This is a genomic window from Dactylosporangium darangshiense, from assembly GCF_039537565.1.
Classification (GTDB): domain Bacteria; phylum Actinomycetota; class Actinomycetes; order Mycobacteriales; family Micromonosporaceae; genus Dactylosporangium; species Dactylosporangium darangshiense.
Genome location: NZ_BAABAT010000006.1, coordinates 139,202 through 156,405, shown reverse-complemented (window position 1 = coordinate 156,405; position 17,204 = coordinate 139,202). Strand labels below are relative to the sequence as shown.

The 17,204-nt window shown below is 72.2% G+C and carries 14 protein-coding genes; 10 read left to right on the top strand and 4 right to left on the bottom strand.

Annotated elements, in window-relative coordinates:
• Positions 1-141: 141 nt before the first annotated feature.
• Positions 142-2,763 carry a hypothetical protein gene (locus ABD901_RS14735; protein WP_345126295.1) on the bottom strand — a complete coding sequence of 874 codons (2,622 nt, stop codon included), beginning with the start codon at positions 2,761-2,763 and terminating at the stop codon, positions 142-144.
• Between the two features lie 135 nt (positions 2,764-2,898).
• On the opposite strand from ABD901_RS14735, the gene ABD901_RS14730 reads away from it, so the two are divergent.
• The 3 genes from ABD901_RS14730 to ABD901_RS14720 all read left to right on the top strand — a co-directional run bounded on the left by ABD901_RS14730 (position 2,899) and on the right by ABD901_RS14720 (position 5,580).
• Positions 2,899-3,513: a class I SAM-dependent methyltransferase gene (locus ABD901_RS14730; protein ID WP_345126959.1), complete on the top strand. Its 615-nt coding sequence runs from the start codon at positions 2,899-2,901 to the stop codon at positions 3,511-3,513.
• 28 nt (positions 3,514-3,541) lie between these two features.
• Positions 3,542-5,197 carry an ABC-F family ATP-binding cassette domain-containing protein gene (locus ABD901_RS14725; protein ID WP_345126293.1) on the top strand — a complete coding sequence of 552 codons (1,656 nt, stop codon included), beginning with the start codon at positions 3,542-3,544 and terminating at the stop codon, positions 5,195-5,197.
• A 137-nt stretch (positions 5,198-5,334) separates the two neighbouring features.
• Positions 5,335-5,580 (top strand): DUF2630 family protein, encoded by a 246-nt coding sequence (locus ABD901_RS14720; RefSeq protein ID WP_345126286.1) that lies wholly within the window; start codon positions 5,335-5,337, stop codon positions 5,578-5,580.
• Between the two features lie 3 nt (positions 5,581-5,583).
• Here ABD901_RS14720 and ABD901_RS14715 read toward each other — a convergent pair whose 3' ends face one another.
• Genes ABD901_RS14715 through nirB form a run of 3 tightly spaced genes read right to left on the bottom strand, consistent with a single transcriptional unit; the run spans position 5,584 to position 9,526 of the window.
• Complete coding sequence (locus tag ABD901_RS14715) at positions 5,584-6,726, bottom strand: uroporphyrinogen-III synthase (protein ID WP_345126285.1); 1,143 nt, start codon at positions 6,724-6,726, stop codon at positions 5,584-5,586.
• On the bottom strand, positions 6,723-7,061 hold the full coding sequence (nirD, locus tag ABD901_RS14710) for a nitrite reductase small subunit NirD (protein WP_345126281.1): 339 nt from the start codon (positions 7,059-7,061) through the stop codon (positions 6,723-6,725). The genes ABD901_RS14715 and nirD overlap by 4 nt, the downstream gene beginning before the upstream one ends.
• Complete coding sequence (gene nirB / locus ABD901_RS14705) at positions 7,058-9,526, bottom strand: nitrite reductase large subunit NirB (protein WP_345126278.1); 2,469 nt, start codon at positions 9,524-9,526, stop codon at positions 7,058-7,060. The genes nirD and nirB overlap by 4 nt, the downstream gene beginning before the upstream one ends.
• Before the next feature lie 222 nt (positions 9,527-9,748).
• Between nirB and ABD901_RS14700 the strand changes: the two genes are divergently transcribed.
• From ABD901_RS14700 to glmS, 7 genes are all read left to right on the top strand, one after another.
• Complete coding sequence (locus ABD901_RS14700; protein ID WP_345126274.1) at positions 9,749-10,456, top strand: hypothetical protein; 708 nt, start codon at positions 9,749-9,751, stop codon at positions 10,454-10,456.
• Between the two features lie 121 nt (positions 10,457-10,577).
• Entirely contained in the window at positions 10,578-11,918 is a 1,341-nt protein-coding gene (locus ABD901_RS14695; protein ID WP_345126271.1) for a nitrate/nitrite transporter, read from the top strand.
• A 136-nt stretch (positions 11,919-12,054) separates the two neighbouring features.
• Complete coding sequence (rplM, locus tag ABD901_RS14690) at positions 12,055-12,498, top strand: 50S ribosomal protein L13 (RefSeq protein ID WP_345126267.1); 444 nt, start codon at positions 12,055-12,057, stop codon at positions 12,496-12,498.
• A 20-nt stretch (positions 12,499-12,518) separates the two neighbouring features.
• Entirely contained in the window at positions 12,519-13,016 is a 498-nt protein-coding gene (gene rpsI / locus ABD901_RS14685) for a 30S ribosomal protein S9 (RefSeq protein ID WP_345126262.1), read from the top strand.
• Between the two features lie 88 nt (positions 13,017-13,104).
• Positions 13,105-14,451, top strand: coding sequence for a phosphoglucosamine mutase (gene glmM / locus ABD901_RS14680; protein WP_345126259.1), 1,347 nt, complete (start codon positions 13,105-13,107; stop codon positions 14,449-14,451).
• 12 nt (positions 14,452-14,463) lie between these two features.
• On the top strand, positions 14,464-15,222 hold the full coding sequence (locus ABD901_RS14675; protein ID WP_345126253.1) for an SDR family oxidoreductase: 759 nt from the start codon (positions 14,464-14,466) through the stop codon (positions 15,220-15,222).
• Between the two features lie 87 nt (positions 15,223-15,309).
• A complete protein-coding gene (glmS, locus tag ABD901_RS14670) occupies positions 15,310-17,193 on the top strand; it encodes a glutamine--fructose-6-phosphate transaminase (isomerizing) (RefSeq protein WP_345126251.1) in 1,884 nt (627 codons plus the stop codon).
• The last annotated feature ends 11 nt before the right edge of the window (positions 17,194-17,204 follow it).

Here is a 17,204-nt window from a genome sequence, read left to right as displayed (position 1 = left end):
GCCGTACGGCGATTGCGTGATTTCGCGGCATTTGCACGCGATGTGCTGCTGGACGGCCCACAGCCCGTGGGCGCGCTCACCGACCGGCGCTCGCCCGACCTGCCGCACGCCTATGGAGTGCGGCAGGGTGGTCGTGGAGGGTCAGCTCGGGGCTTGCGAGCCGGGCAGGGAAGCCGCCGGGGTCGCCTCGGGCTGGATGATCGCGCGGTTCTCGATGATGCCGTTGTCCAGGTACGTCTCGACGATGTCGTACGTGATCTGGTTCGGGTACGGGTCGCCCTGCGCGAAGTTGTTGCCGTCGACGCGGGCGATCACGCAGTACGTGATGAAGTGGCCCTTGTAGTTCCAGCCCAGCTGCGTCGGGGCGCGGACCAGGGCGTCCGTGCCGGTGCCGGCGCCGACGCTCATGCCCGCGAAGCGGCCCTTCTGGCCGTCGACGATCGGCTTGATGCTGTCGAAGGTCTGCGCGGCCACCTTCTCGCTGCTCACGTTGAAGATGCCGGCCGTGATGAGGTACTCCTCGTTCGGCGACTTCATCGTCGCGCGCACGACCTCGGTGCAGCCCGCGCCGGCCAGCAGCGTCGCGAGCTGCTCGGTCGCGGCGACCTTGCAGTCGTTGGCCGCCTTCGTCGCCAGGATGACGTACGGTGGCTCGTCCGGCACGGCCACGATGTTGTTGCTCGGGAACACCTCGGCCTCGGTCAGGGCCTTCGGGTCCACGTCGCGGCTGCTGATGTCGCGCCGCTTCGGGCCGGCCGTCGCGCTGGACTTCGCCGAGTCGGGGCCGTTCTTCTCGTCCTTGAAGATGAACCAGGTGCCCATCCCGCAGGCGCCCAGCACCACGAGCACGGCGATCGCGCTCATCATCGCCACCCAGCGGTGCGGGCGCGGGCCCGAGGGGCGGCCCGGCTCGATGGCGGGGCGGACCGAACCGCCGGAGCGCGGCCGGTCGAGCCGGTCGGGGCGCGAGGGCGGCCCGCTCGGGCGCCCGCCGGGCGGCTCGCGCAGCGCGCGACGGGTGCCGCCGGAGGTGAATTCGCCGGTGTACTCCCCGGTGCCCCGCCGACCGTCCCGCCGCCGGGCGGAGGGATCGTCGTAGGGGTCGTAGCCGGGCATCGCGTCGTCTATGGCCCGGCGCTGCTGCGGCGGCTCGTCCAGGGCCGGACGGCGGCGCATCGCCTCGTCGCGCCGGCGGATGCCGCTGTCGTCGCGCCGGCCGGTGTCGGTCGCGGGGGCCGCGGACTCGAACCCGGCGCGCACTCGCCGCGGATCGTCGTCGTAGCCGCGCCGCGGCACGTCGTCGAAGTCCCGCCGCGGGTCGTCGTCGAACGCGGGGCGCTGGCGGCGCACGCCCGGGTCCTCGCCCCGGCGGAACATGGTGGTCTCGCCCGCATACGGGGCGCCGCCGCCGAAGCCGTCCCGGGGGTCGTCGTGGGGGCGCGCGGGGCCGGCCTCGCCGTTTGCGCCCTGGCGCCGCCGTCGCGCGCCGGTGTCGTCGCCGGGGCGGAACGCGGTGGTCTCGCCCGAGTACACGCCGCCGCGGCCGTTGGCGGGCTCCTCGGCCGCCCTGCGCCGCCCGCCGACGTCACCCGTGCGGGAACCGAGGTCGCCCGTGCGGGAGCCGACATCGCCGGTGCGCGACCCGACATCCCCGGTGCGTGAGCCGATGTCTCCGGTGCGCGGCCCGATGTCTCCGGTGCGTGAGGCCAGGTCGCCCGTTCGGGAGCCGACGTCGCCGGTGCGGGATGCCAGGTCGCCGGTGCGCGGGCCGGTGCTGTTGCCGGCGCGGGGCTCGTCGTACTCGTCTCGGCGGCGCCGGCCGGCGCCGTCCTCGGGGGCGCGGCGGCGGCCGCCCGTGACGTCGCCGGTGAAGGCGGCGGGCTCGTCCGGCTCGGCGGCGCGACGGGCGCGGCGGCCCGCGCCGCTGGTCGGGGACGCGTCCGGGCGCAGGTTGGGGAAGATCGGCACGAGCGGCGGGGGCTCGTCCGGTGGCGTCGCGGCGACGAGATCGTTCAGTGGTTTGATGATCGGGGTCAGCTGCGGGCCGTGATCGTACGACTCCGAGGCGTTGCGGCCGTTCTCGTCGCGGGTGCGCCGGCGGTCCCGGGGCTCGGCGGGGCCGAACGAACCGGACGACTCACCGGTGCGGCCGAACGAGCCGGTCGACTCGGCGGTGCCGCGGCCGAACGAGCCGCTCGGAGATTCGTCGGCAGCGCGGCGGCGGCCGGCCGGGCTGGTCGGGGCGTCCGGGTTGGACCAGGCCTCGACGTTGGGGCGGGCCGGCGGGGGCGCGGGCGGCAGTGCACCCGGGCCGAAGACGCCGCTGGGGGAGTCGTCGCGGGAGCGCCGGCCACCACGCGCGGGCGCCGAGCCGGAGCCGCGAAACTCGCCGGAACCGCGCGAATCGGAAGGCCCGCGGAACTCGCCAGAGCCAGAGCCGGGGCCGGGGCCCGAGCGGGGACGCTCCAGGGCCGTCGTGCGATCGAACGAACCCGAGCGCTCCAGGGGACCCGGACGCTCGAAGGAGCCGGAACGCTCGGGAGGTCCGGGCCGATCGGGAGGTCCGGGCCGATCGAGAGGGCCGGGCCGATCGAAGGGGCGGTCGAACGGGGCGACCGGCTCAGGCGGCGGACCCGCGAACGGGTCGGGCTCGCCCCGGCCGCTGCCGCGGAGACCCGCCAGCCAGTTGTCGGCTTCGTCCGCCTCGTCCCGGCGGAACGAGTCGGAACGCCGCTTCCGGCGCTGCTCGTCCCGAGAAGTCATGTCGCACAGGGTAGCCGACGCCGCCGAGCGTTGGCGTGTCGGCGATGTTTCGTGCATCCCCGACGGGTGGCCGCCCGAACGGCCCGTCACCTGCGCGTGGACAATGCGTTGCGAGCCGGCACGAAGGAGGGCATCTTGGCGGGCGAGCACTACTTCTCGGCCGACCCGGCCGTCGCGCACGAGCGGCACGAGGTCGTGTTCGAAGCCCTTGACCAGGAGTTTCGCCTGACCTCGGCCTCGGGGGTGTTCTCGTGGAGCCGACTGGATCCCGGCACTGCGGTACTGCTGAAGGAGGCCCCTGCGCCGGATCCGCGAACGGAGGGTGCGCTGCTGGACCTGGGCTGCGGATACGGGCCGATCGCCACCGTGCTGGCCACGGCGGCGCCGCGCGCGACGGTGTACGCGATCGACGTCAATCAGCGCGCGCTGGAGCTCGTCCGCGAGAACGCCGCGGCGCTCGGGCTGGCGGAACGGATCGTGGCGGCGCTGCCCGACGAGGTGCCGGACGGTGTCGGGTTTACGCAGATCTGGTCCAACCCGCCGATCCGCATCGGCAAGCCGGAGCTGCACGCGCTGCTGCTGCGCTGGTTGCCGCGGCTGGCCCCGGACGGCACTGCGTGGCTGGTCGTGGCCAAGAACCTGGGCGGGGACTCGCTGCAGCGCTGGCTCGCCGAGCAGGGTTTCGCGGCGGAGCGCCACGCCAGCCACAAGGGCTTCCGGGTGCTCAGGGTCCAAAAACCGCTTTCCTGAGGTACCGCTGCGGCTGAAGCTCTTCGACGTGGGATATGTGGACGTCGCAGGGGTCGGGCACACGCTGCCGGACGGTCGTGAGCTCTTCTCCGAGGTCTCGTTCCGGGTCGGTGAGGGCGCGAAGGTGGCGCTCGTCGGCCCGAACGGTGCCGGCAAGACGACCCTGCTCAAGATGGTCGCCGGCGACCTGCCGGTGCACACGGGCGCGGTCGCGCGCTCCGGCGGGCTTGGCGTGATGCGCCAGTTCATCGGCATGATCGGCGACGACCGCACGCTGTACGACCTGGCGCTGCAGCTCGCGCCGCCCCGGCTGGCCGAGGTGGGTGCCCGGCTCGCCGCGGCCGAGCGCGCGATGCACGAGGCGAGCGGGGCCGCGGCCGAGAAGGCGCAGCTGCGCTACGCCAACGCGCTGGCGGCGTGGGGCGAGGCCGGCGGGTACGACGCCGAGGTCCTCTTCGACACGGTAAGCGTCGCCGCCCTGGGCCTGGCGTGGGACGCCACGCGGGACCGGCCCGTGCGCACCCTCTCCGGCGGCCAGCAGAAGCGGTTCGCGCTGGAGCTGCTGCTGCGGGGCGAGGACGAGGTGCTCCTGCTCGACGAGCCCGACAACTTCCTCGACGTGCCGGGCAAGCGCTGGCTGGAGGAGCGGCTGCGGGAGTCGGCCAAGAGCGTGCTGTACGTCTCGCACGACCGCGAGCTGCTCGCGCAGTCCGCCGACCGTGTCGTGGCGGTCGAGGGCGGCTCCGCGTGGGTGCATCCGGGCGGGTTCGCGTCCTGGCACGAGGCGCGCGTGGCTCGCCACGAGAAGCTGGACGAGCTGCGCCGGCGCTGGGACGAGGAGCATCAGAAGCTCAAGGACCTGGTCATCATGTACCGCACGAAGGCCGCCTACAACGACGGCCTCGCCTCGCGCCTGCAGGCGGCCCAGACCCGGCTGCGCAAGTTCGAGGAGGCCGGCCCGCCGCCGGCGCCCCCGAAGGAGCAGGACATCCGGATGCGCCTGTCCGGCGGGCGCACCGCCAAGCGCGCCGTCATGTGCGAGGAGCTGGAGCTCGACGGCCTGACGTACCCGTTCGACCTGGAGATCTGGTACGGCGACCGCGTGGCCGTCCTCGGCGGCAACGGCACCGGCAAGTCGCACTTCCTGCGGCTGCTGGCCCGCGGCGGCACCGACCCGGACGGCCCGGTGATCGGCGCTGAGCTCGCCCCGGTTGCGCACGGCGGCAAGGTGCGCCTCGGCGCGCGGGTCCGGCCCGGCCACTTCTCGCAGACGCACGACCGCCCCGAGCTGCTCGATCGCACCCTCGCCGAGATCCTCTGGCGCGGCGACGACTGGCGCGACGGCCTGCCGCGGCCGCAGGCGATGCCGGCGTTGTCGAGGTACGAGCTGGCGGCACAGGCCGACCAGCGCTTCGGCACCCTCTCCGGCGGCCAGCAGGCCCGGTTCCTCGTGCTGCTGCTGGAGCTGTCGGGAGCGACCCTCCTGCTGCTCGACGAGCCGACCGACAACCTCGACCTGGCCAGCGCCGAGGCCCTGGAGGAGGGCCTGCGCACCTTCGACGGCACCGTGATCGCGGTGACGCACGACCGCTGGTTCAGCCGCTCCTTCGACCGGTACGTGCTGTTCCGCGCCGACGGTGAGGTCGTCGAGGTCCCGGAGCCGGTGTGGGAGGGCCGCGGCTGACGAACTGGTTGTGCATTCGGTCGCTCACGCTCCGTGGTGATGTCTCCGGCCGCACGGCGGGTGGTGTGGCGAGGGAGACGGCCCGGGACCGGGCGCGTGGCGGGCCCGTCGCCGCCCGTTGGTGGATGATGCAACCCATGGACGACACGACGTTGATGCACCAGATCTCGAACCTCGTCGACGAGGAGCACAAGCTACGCACCCAGCTGCAGACGGGCAAGATCACCGAGCAGGAGGAGCACGACCGGCTGAAGGGGATCGAGGCGCAGCTCGACCAGCTCTGGGACCTGCTGCGCCGGCGGCGGGCGGCGAAGCTGCAGGGAGTGTCGCCCGACGAGGTCGAGGCGCACTCCATCGAAGAGGTCGAGCACTACCTGCAGTAGGGGTTAGTCCACCCGGAGGCGGTAGCCGCGCTTCACCACGGTCTGGACGAACGCCGAGCCCCCCAGGGCGGCGCGCAGCCGTGCCACCGCCATCTCCACCGCGTGCTCGTCCGCGCCGCGCGGGAGCTCCCGCAGCAGGGCGGCGCGGGACAGCACGCGGCCGGGGGAGGCGGCCAGGGCGCGCAGGACGGCCATCGGGCCGGGTGCCAGGGGCTTCAGCGTGCCGTCGATGATCGCGGCGTGGCCGCGCAAGGTCACGGCGGCGCCGGCGACCTGCAGGGTGGGTGACCGCTTGGGCAGCTCGTCCACGAGGATGCGGACCAGGGCGCCCAGGCGGGCCCGGGAGGGCGCGGCGACGGGGACGCCCAGGCGCTGCAGCGGGGCCGCGGTCACGGGGCCCACGCAGGCCGCCAGGACGTCGGTGCGCAGCGCCTCGAGCACGTCCGGGGCCTCGGGGCCGGCCACGCGCAGGAGCGAGCTGACGGCGGGCGCCGAGGTGAACGTGACCGAGTCGACCAGGCGCGAGCAGACCAGGTCCACCAGGCGGCGCAGGGGCGCGGGGTCGACCGGGGGCGCCCAGCGGTACACCGGAATCTCCACGACGATCGCACCGGCGTCGCGCAGCGCGGACGTGAACTCGGGATGCGGCTCACCGTGCATCTGCACGGCGATGCGCCGCCCCGCGATGCCGCCCGGATAGCCGCCGCTCAGCAGGTAGTCGAGGGCCTCGTCGCAACTCTCCGTGTCCGGTGACCACGCCTCGAGCATGCCGGCGGCCCGCACGGCGCCCTTGGCCTTCGGGCCGCGGGCGATGAGGTACGCCTCGCCGAGCCGTGCGCGCAGCGCCTCGCCCAGGCCCCAGCCCTCGGCGGCCTCGATCCAGCCGCGCAGGCCGATGCCGGTGGTGGCGATGACGATGTCGGGCGCCACGTCGACGCAGGACACGGTGGCGGCCTTGAGCTCGGTGTCGTCGGCGACCGGCACGATGCGCAGCGCCGGCGCGAGCACGACGCGGGCGCCCCGCCGCTCCAGCAGGGCGCTCAGCTCGTCGCGGCGCCGGTCGGCGGTCACGGCCACCGTGAACCCCGCCAGCGGCAGGTCCTCGCCCGAGTCCGGGGGCGCTTCCAGCGTGCTGCCCGCGCTCATGTGCGTTCCCCGACCAGGTCCGCGATCTCGACCATGCCGTCGGTCACCCGCACGGCGTAGACCGGCACCCGCACTCCGGGCTCGTCCAGGCACTCCCCGGTGGTCAGGTCGAACGCCTGCTTGTGCATCGGCGAGGCGACCACCGGCGTGTCGCCACGGCTGCCGACGATGCCGCGCGAGAGCACGGCCGCGCCGCTGATCGGGTCGAGGTTGCCGATGGCGTACAGCCCGTCGTCGAAGGTCCGAAACAGCGCCACCTGGGCCCCGCCGACCAGTGCGGCCACGCCGCGCTCCGGCTCCAGGCGCAGGTAGGGGCAGACAACGGTCCACTTCATGAGCGCGCTCCTAGAACGACAGGGACAGGCTGTCCCCGCTCGGAAACGAACGTGATCGTCGGGTCCGGGGTGCCGGGGGCGTTGACGAACGACACGAAGCGGGCCAGCCGCTGCGGGTCCTCGACGGTCGCCCGCCACTCGTCGATGTACGACGAGATGTGGTGGGCCATCTGGGCGTCGAGCTCGGCGGCGATGCCGAGCGAGTCGTCCACGATCACCGCGCGCAGGTAGTCCAGGCCGCCCTCGAGCCCCTCGATCCAGGCCGAGGTGCGCTGCAGCCGGTCGGCGGTGCGGATGTAGAACATCAGGAACCGGTCGATGGTGCGGATCAGGTCGTCGGTGGACAGGTCCGAGGCCAGCAGGTCGGCGTGGCGAGGGCGGAAGCCGCCGTTGCCGCCGACGTAGAGGTTCCAGCCGTTATCGGTGGCGATGATGCCGAAGTCCTTGCCGCGGGCCTCGGCGCACTCGCGGGCGCACCCGGACACCGCGGACTTGAGCTTGTGCGGGGCGCGCAGCCCGCGGTACCGCAGCTCGAGCGCGATCGCCAGCCCGACGGAGTCCTGCACGCCGTACCGGCACCAGGTCGACCCGACGCAGGACTTCACGGTGCGCAGCGCCTTGCCGTAGGCGTGCCCGGACTCGAACCCGGCCGCGACCAGCCGGTTCCAGATCGCCGGCAGCTGCTCGACGCGCGCGCCGAGCAGGTCGATGCGCTGGCCGCCGGTGATCTTGGTGTACAGGTTGAAGTCCCGCGCCACCTCGCCGATCACGATGAGCTTGTCCGGCGTGATCTCCCCGCCGGGGATGCGCGGCACCACCGAGTAGGTGCCGTTGCGCTGGATGTTGGCCAGGAAGTGGTCGTTGGTGTCCTGCAGCGAGGCCTGCTCGCCCTCCAGGACGTAGTCGTTGTGCAGCGAGGCGAGGATCGAGGCCACGGTCGGCTTGCACACGTCGCAGCCGCGCCCGCGCCCGTGATCGGAGATGAGCTGCGAGAACGTGCGGATCTCGCGGATGCGCACGATGTCGAACAGCTCCGCGCGGGAGTAGTCGAAGTGCTCGCACAGCGCCTTGCTGGCCGCCACGCCCTGCTGCTTGAGGATCTGCTTGAGCAGCGGCACGCACGAGCCGCAGCTGGTGCCGGCGCGGGTGCACTCCTTGAGCGCGGGCACGTCGGCGCAGCCCTCGTGGATCGCGGCGACGACCTGGCCCTGCGTGACCGCGTTGCAGCTGCAGACCTGCGCGTCGGCCGGCAGCGCAACGTCGCCGGCCTGCGCGTCGCCGGCCAGCAGCGCGAGCGGGTGGCCGGGCAGCGGGCCGCCGACGCTGGCCCGTAGCGTCGGGTAGGCGCTCGCGTCGCCGACCAGGATGCCGCCGAGCAGCGTCTGCGCGTCGTCGGAGAGCACGAGCTTGGCGTAACGACCGTTGGCCGGGTCCAGGTACACGATGTCGAGCAGGTCCTCCCGCAGCGCATCGCCGAAGCTCGCCACGTCGACGCCGAGCAGCTTGAGCTTGGTCGACAGGTCGGCGCCCGGGAACTCGGCGGACCCGCCGAGCAGCCGGTCGGCAACGACCTCGGCCATCGCGTACCCCGGCGCGACCAGGCCGTAGCAGCGACCGTCGATCTCCGCGCACTCGCCGATCGCGTAGATCGCCGGGTCCTCGGTGCGGCAGCCGCGGTCCACGATCACCCCGCCGCGCGCCCCCGTCGGCAGGCCCATGGAGCGGGCCAGCTCGTCGCGCGGCCGGATGCCCGCCGCCACCACCACGATGTCGGCGGGGACGTGCGCGCCGTCGGAGAGGGTCAGGCCCAGCCGCCCGTTCGGCGACGTCTGGCGGATCGCGGTCGTGCCCGCGCCGACGTGCACCCGAACGCCCAGGTCCTCGACGTAGCGGCGCAGGACCGCGCCGCCGGCCGTGTCGACCTGCACCGGCATCAGCCGGGGCGCGAACTCGATGACGTGGGTGCGCAGGCCCAGCAGGCGCAGTGCGTTGGCCGCCTCCAGGCCGAGCAGGCCGCCGCCGATGACCGCGCCGACCTCCTTGCCCTTGGCGTGGCCGCGGATCGCCTCGAGGTCGTCGAGGGTGCGGTACACGAAGACGCCCGCCTGGTCGACCCCGCTGATCGGCGGCACGAACGCCGACGAGCCCGTCGCCAGCACGAGCGCGTCGTAGTGGTACTCGCCCGCGCCGGTGCGCACCAGCCGCGCCTCCCGGTCCACGGAGACGGCCGGCTCGCCGAGGCGCAGGTCAACCCCGTCGGGGACCGTGTAGGTGAGCTCCTCGGCCGAGACCCCGTCGAAGTAGGCGGACAGCCGGACCCGGTCGTAGGCCGGCCGGCCTTCCTCGGCGAGCACCGTGACCTCATAGCTACGGTCGGTGTCACGCGACTGCAGCGCCTCCAGGAAGCGATGCCCCACCATGCCGTGGCCGATGACGACGACCTTCATCGAAGACGCTTCGGACATGGCCCAAAGGCTGCCGGGGGGCGGTTTCGCTCCAGGGTCCCGAATGTTTCGCGCCTGCTAAGAGCGCCTCACACGCGCCCTGAGCAGGTGGTTACCGGGTGGTCGCCGAAACGGTATCGGTTGTGCCACATCCTCGCACGATAGGGTGGCGAAGGTTCCCTGCGGGGTAAATAGGGACGGACCCCTATGCCGACCAAGAGAAACCCAGCAAGGAGGAAGCAGATGCGCTCGACCGGCAAGGTCGCCATCGCGGCCGTTGCGGTGTTCAGCATCGGGCTCGCCGGATGCGGCAGTGACAAGTCCCCCGGATCGTCCGCCACCGCGGGCGCCTCGGGCAACGCCACGGCCGGCGCCACCGCCGTTGCGTCCGGCGCCACGGGGAGCGGCGGCAGCACGGGCGGCGGCGGGCAGGGCACCGCGGCGTCGTGCCTCGTCGGCACCTGGAAGGCCGACGGCCTGACCGGCAAGCTCAGCGGCCCGGTCAACGGCACCTTCTCGGGTGGCGGCGGTGCGTTGCTCACGATCGACTCCGGCGGCAAGACCCAGGTCGACTTCGGCCCGATGACGCCGGTGACCTTCACCTTCTCCGTGTCCGGCAGCGACGTGAAGGGCAGCTTCGCCTACGGCGGCAAGGTCAACGGCTCGATCAAGACGCCGTCGACGGCCACCGGCACGCTCGAGCCGACCGGCACGGTCGACTTCAGCAGCCTCACGGTGACCGTGAACCTGACCGCACCGGCCGCGGTCACCGTCGCCGACAAGATGCCGATCAGCGAGTTCACCGGATCCGGCACCGCGGACACCGGCGGCGCCGTCGACGCCCAGCCGGTGCTCAAGAAGAGCCAGTACGACTGCGGCGGCACCACGCTCAAGCTCTCCCCGCCCGCGGGCGGCGCCGACACCGGCATCTGGACCTTCCGAAAGGCCTGATCAGGGCTTTTGCGCGGCGGCGGATCTCACAAGCGGGGATCCGCCGCCGTGTGGGAAACGTTTCGGCGCCGACAACTTCGGCGCCTCGAGGCGAAACCGGGCATCCATAGCGTCCACGGTCATGACCCTTGCCGTGGAAAGACCGCAGTCTCCGTCAGGGCCGCGCCGCGGCCGGTGGATCGACGACTGGCGCCCGGAGGACCCCGACTTCTGGGCGCGGACCGGGGCGAAGGTGGCCCGGCGCAACCTCGTCGTGTCGATCCTCTCCGAGCACATCGGCTTCTCGATCTGGAGCCTGTGGTCGGTCTTCGTGCTGTTCCTCGGGCCGAAATACGGCCTCGACCCGGCCCAGAAGTTCCTGCTCACGAGCGCGCCGACGCTGGTCGGGGCGGTGCTGCGGCTGCCGTACACCTTCGCCGTGGCGACCTTCGGCGGGCGCAACTGGACGATCTTCAGCGCCCTGATGCTGCTCGTGCCCACGATCTTCGCCGGGATCATCCTGGAGCCGGGCGTCTCGTTCAACACGCTGCTCATCGCGGCGGCCGTGGCCGGCGTCGGCGGCGGCAACTTCGCCTCGTCGATGGCGAACATCAACGCCTTCTACCCGCAGCGGCTCAAGGGCTGGGCGCTGGGCATCAACGCCGGCGGCGGCAACATCGGCGTGGCCGCGGTGCAGCTCGTCGGGCTGCTGGTGCTCGCCACGGCCGGCGCCGCGCACCCGCGCCTCATCGTGCTGATCTACCTGCCGCTGATCGTGATCGCCGCCGTGCTCGCCGCGATCTACATGGACAACCTCACCCACGCCTCCAACGACAAGCGCGCCATGCGTGACGTGATCAAGGATGGGCATGCCTGGATCATGTCGCTGCTCTACATCGGGACGTTCGGCTCCTTCATCGGCTTCGGCTTCGCCTTCGGGCAGGTCCTGCAGGTGCAGTTCAAGGCCGACTTCTCCACCCCGGTCAAGGCGGCCTACCTGACCTTCCTCGGCCCGCTGCTCGGCTCGCTGATCCGCCCGATCGGGGGCATGCTCGCCGACCGGTTCGGCGGCGCCCGGATCTCGTTCTGGAACTTCGTGGCGATGGCCGCCGGCGCCGGCACCGTCCTGGTCGCCTCCCGCGAGCACTCGCTGCCGCTGTTCGTGACCGGCTTCGTGTTCCTGTTCATCTTCAGCGGGCTGGGCAACGGATCGACGTACAAGATGATCCCGGCGATCTTCCGGGCCAAGAATCCGGACAACGACCAGCAGGCCCGGCGCCTGGCCACCGCGCTCATCGGCGTGGCCGGTGCGATCGGCGCGGCCGGCGGCGTGCTGGTCAACCTGGCGTTCCGGGAGTCGTTCCTGGAGTACAAGACGGGTGACGCGGCCTACGTTGTCTTCATCGCGTACTACGCTCTCTGCTTCGGGGTAACCTGGCTGGTGTATCTGCGCAGCTCTGCGCGCAGGCTTGCTGGCGTGTGACCCGATTTGGTGTCGACTGGGGACGCCGAGTATCGTGGATTGCTGTTGTGCGATGACATGGCGTCCCCACGTCGACTCCGGGGGTACGCACCAGAGCGCACCCCGAAACCGACGATGTGGAAGAACAGGTAGACCTGTGGGTACGTACAGCCCGAAGCCGGGTGAGATCGAGCGCGTGTGGCATGTCATCGACGCCACCGACGTGGTGCTCGGCCGCCTGGCCACGCACGCTGCGACGCTGCTGCGCGGCAAGCACAAGCCGACGTTCGCCCCGCACGTGGACACCGGCGACTTCGTCATCGTGATCAACGCCGGCAAGGTGGCGCTGACCGGCAACAAGCGGCAGACCAAGGTGGCGTACCGCCACTCGGGCTACCCGGGTGGCCTGAAGAGGGTCGGCTACGAAGAGCTGCTGACCAAGCACCCCGAGCGGGCGATCGAGCTGGCCGTCAAGGGCATGCTCCCGCACAACCGGCTGGGTGCGCGCCAGATCCACAAGCTGAAGGTGTACGCGGGCGCTGAGCACCCGCACGCCGCGCAGCTGCCCCAGCCGTTCGAGATCAAGCAGATCGCGCAGTGAGCGCGGACGAAGGACTGAGCGTGACCGAGGAGACCACCGCCGCCCCGACGCCGGCCGCTGTTGCGACCGTCGAGGCCCCCGCTGCGACCGCCACGGCGACCGCCGCGGCACCGACCCGCGCCCGCCGCGCCGGCCAGCCGATCCAGACGGTCGGCCGCCGCAAGGAGGCCATCGTCCGGGTCCGCCTGGTCCCTGGCACCGGCAAGTTCCTGCTCAACGGGCGCGAGCTGGAGAACTACTTCCCGAGCAAGGTGCACCAGCAGTCGGTCCGTGAGCCGCTGGTCATCGTCGAGAAGGCCGAGACGTTCGACGTCTTCGCCAACCTGCGTGGCGGCGGCACCACCGGCCAGGCCGGTGGGCTGCGGCTCGCGATCGCGCGCGCCCTGGTCGAGAACGACCCGGACGACCGCGCGGCGCTCAAGAAGGCCGGCTTCCTGACTCGGGACGCCCGGGCGACGGAGCGCAAGAAGTACGGCCTGAAGAAGGCCCGTAAGGCCCCGCAGTACTCCAAGCGCTAACCAAGCCTGTCGGCCGGGTGCCACCCTGGGAGGTGCGCGCCCGGCCGATTTTGCGCTGCGCACGAAGTACAACCATGGGAGGTACGCAATGGGGCGACTCTTCGGCACCGACGGGGTGCGCGGGCGGGCGAACGCCGACCTGACCCCCGAACTCGCCATGGCGGTCGCCATTGCCGCCGCCCAGGCACTGTTCGAGCACGACCATTCGCACGCGCCCGTCGCCGTCGTCGGCCGGGACCCGCGCGCGAGCGGCGAGATGCTCGAGGCGGCCGTCGTGGCCGGCCTCACCAGCGCCGGCGCGAACGTCGTGCGGGTCGGCGTGCTGCCGACGCCCGCGGTCGCGTACCTCACCGGCGTCCTCGACGCCGACATCGGCGTGATGCTCTCGGCGTCGCACAACCCGATGCCGGACAACGGGATCAAGCTCTTCGCCGCCGGCGGGCACAAGCTGCCCGACGAGGTCGAGGACGAGATCGAGCGCCTCATGGACAACGGCACCCACCGCCGCCCCACGGGCGCCGGTGTCGGCCGGGTCACCGACTACGCCGACGGCGAGGACCGCTACGTCCAGCACCTGCTGACCTCCCTGCCCAGCCCGCTGGCGGAGCTCACGGTCGTCGTCGACTGCGCCAACGGCGCCGCGTCCTCGGCCGCGCCGGAGGCGTACCGCCGCGCCGGCGCCTCCGTCATCGCGATCAACGCGGACCCCGACGGCCTCAACATCAACGACGACTGCGGCTCCAACCACATCGCCCAGCTGCGCGCGGCGGTCGTCGAGCACGGCGCCGACCTGGGCATCGCGCACGACGGCGACGCCGACCGCTGCATCGCGGTGGCCGCCGACGGCACCGAGGTCGACGGCGACCAGATCATGGCGATCCTCGCGCTGTCGATGCGCGAGGCGGGCTCGCTGACCGAGGACACCCTGGTCGCGACCGTGATGAGCAACCTGGGCCTCAAGCTCGCCATGGCCGAGGCCGGCATCCGGCTGCTGGAGACCAAGGTCGGCGACCGGTACGTGCTGGAGGAGCTGCGGGCCAAGGGCCTCGCCCTCGGCGGTGAGCAGAGCGGGCACATCGTGATGCCGGCGTATGCGACCACCGGCGACGGCGTGCTCACCGCGCTGCACCTGATGGGGCGCATGGAGCGCACGGGCAGGAGCCTCAAGGAGCTGGCCTCCGTGGTACAGCGGCTGCCCCAGGTGATGATCAATGTGCCCGTGCTCGACCGCGCGGCGGCCGCCCGCTCGCCGCAGGTGCTCGACGCGGCCAAGCAGGTCGAGGCTGAGCTCGGCGGGGCGGGCCGGGTGCTGCTGCGCCCGTCCGGCACCGAGCAGCTCGTCCGGGTGATGGTCGAGGCCGGCACCCAGGAGACCGCTCGCTCGGCCGCGGAGCGGATCGCTCACATCGTGAGGACGGTCTCACCTACCGAGTAGTAACGTGCGCGCATGACCAATGCCCGCACCGTCATCGTCACCGGCGCCTCCCGGGGCATCGGCAAGGCGAGCGCTGTCGCCTTCGCCGCCGAAGGCTGCAACGTCGTGCTGACCTCCCGCAAGATCGAAGCGCTGGACGAGGTCGCCGCGGAGATCTCCGCGCAGTTCCCGGACGTCGGGGTGCTCACGCACGCCGCGCACGCGGCCGAGCCCGAGCAGGCGGCCGCGGTCGTCGACGCCGCCATGGCGCGCTTCGGCTCGGTCGAGGTCCTGGTGAACAACGCCGGCACCAACCCGTACTTCGGCCCGCTCATGGACATCGACCCCGTCCGCGCGGAGAAGACGGTCCGGCTCAACCAGTTCGGCGTGGTGCTGTGGAGCCAGCTGGTGTGGAAGGCCTCGATGTCGGCGCACGGCGGCGTCATCGTCAACGTCGCCTCAGTCGGCGGCGTGCTGACCGAGCCCGGGATCGGGTACTACAACGCCACGAAGGCCGCCGTGATCCACCTGACCCGGCAGATGGGCGCCGAGCTCGCGCCGGCGGTGCGGGTGAACGCCGTCGCGCCCGGGATCGTGCGCACCCACCTTGCGCGGGGGCTGTGGGAGAACAACGAGGAGTTCCTCAGCGACAAGCTGCCGCTCGGGCGCATCGGCGAGCCGGACGACATCGCCGACGTCATCATGTTTCTGGCGGGGCCGGCCTCGCGCTGGATGACGGGGCAGACGCTCGTGGTCGACGGCGGCGCGCAGATCCGATCGTCCCTGATTTAGCAGTCGCCCGTTTGCGCGCAGTGCCCGTGCGCGTACGTGACAGTTTCGCGCACGGGCGTTGCGCAGTTTTCTGCTACGGTACGGGGCATGTGCGGAATCGTGGGGTACGCCGGCGCCCGGCCGGCCTTGAACATCGTGCTGGACGGGCTGCGGCGGCTGGAGTACCGCGGCTACGACTCCGCCGGCGTCGCCATCGTCAACGGTGAGCTGCTCACCGCCAAGCGCGCCGGCAAGCTCGCCAACCTCGAGAAGGCCGTCACCGAGCTGCTCGCCGAGGAGGCCGGGCACGCGCTCGGCGTCGGCACGACCGGCATCGGGCACACCCGCTGGGCCACCCACGGCGGCCCGACCGACCGCAACGCGCACCCGCACCGCTCGCTCGACGGGCGCGTCGCCGTCATCCACAACGGCATCATCGAGAACTTCGCCAAGCTGCGCGCGGAGCTCGAGTCCGCCGGCATCGAGTTCGCCAGCGACACCGACACCGAGTGCGCCGCGCACCTGCTCTCGATCGCGCTGCACGACGCCGAGGGCGACACGCCCGGCGAGCGGCTCGCCGACGCCATGCGCGCCGTGTGCCGGCGCCTGGAGGGCGCCTTCACGCTGCTCGCCGTCGACGTGCAGGCCCCCGGCGTGGTCGTCGGCGCCCGCCGCAACTCCCCGCTCGTCGTCGGCCGCGGCCAGGGCGAGAACTACCTCGCCAGCGACGTGTCCGCGTTCATCGAGCACACCCGCGAGGCCGTCGAGCTCGGCCAGGACCAGGTCGTGCTCATCAGCGGCGACGCGATCGTCATCACCGACTTCCTCGGCAACGCCGCCGAGGGCAAGACGTTCCACATCGACTGGGACGCCTCCGCCGCCGAGAAGGGCGGCTACGACTACTTCATGCTCAAGGAGATCGCCGAGCAGCCGCACGCGGTCGCCGAGACCCTGCTGGGCCGGCTCAACGAGCACGGCGACCTGATGCTCGACGAGGTCCGCCTCACCGACCAGGACCTGCGCGACGTCGACAAGGTGTTCATCGTCGCCTGCGGCACGGCGTACCACGCGGGCATGGTGGCCAAGTACGCCATCGAGCACTGGACCCGCATCCCCTGCGAGGTGGAGCTCGCCAGCGAGTTCCGCTACCGCGACCCGGTGCTGGACCGCTCGACGCTGGTCGTGGCGATCTCACAGTCCGGCGAGACGATGGACACCCTGATGGCGCTGCGCCACGCGAAGGAGCAGAAGGCCCGGGTCCTGGCGGTCTGCAACACCAACGGCTCCACGATCCCGCGGGAGTCCGACGCGGTGCTGTACACCCACGCCGGCCCCGAGATCGCGGTCGCCTCGACCAAGGCGTTCCTCACCCAGCTCGTCGCCTGTTACCTGGTCGGGCTGCACCTGGCGCAGGTGCGCGGGGTGAAGTACGCCGACGAGGTCGCCGCCGTCGTCGCCCAGCTGCAGGAGATGCCGGCCAAGGTCGAGCAGGTCCTGTCGATGATGGCGCCCATCCGCGAGCTCGCCCGCGAGCTCGCCGAGGCCAAGAGCGTGCTGTTCATCGGCCGCCACGTGAGCTACCCGGTGGCCCTGGAGGGCGCCCTGAAGCTCAAGGAGCTCGCTTACATGCACGCCGAGGGCTTCGCCGCCGGCGAGCTCAAGCACGGCCCGATCGCGCTCATCGACCACGGCACCCCCGTCGTGTGCGTGGTGCCCTCGCCCCGCGGCCGCGGCGTGCTGCACGACAAGGTCGTCTCCAACATCCAGGAGGTCCGGGCCCGCGGCGCCCGCACGATCGTGATCGCCGAGGAGGGCGACGAGGCCGTGCGGCCCTACGCCGATCACCTCTTCCGCGTCCCGGTCACCCCGACGCTGCTCGCCCCGCTGGTCACCACCGTGCCCCTGCAGGTCCTGGCCTGCGAGATCGCGGCCGCCCGCGGCCACGACGTGGACCAGCCCCGCAACCTGGCCAAGTCCGTCACCGTCGAGTAAGGCCGGTGTGA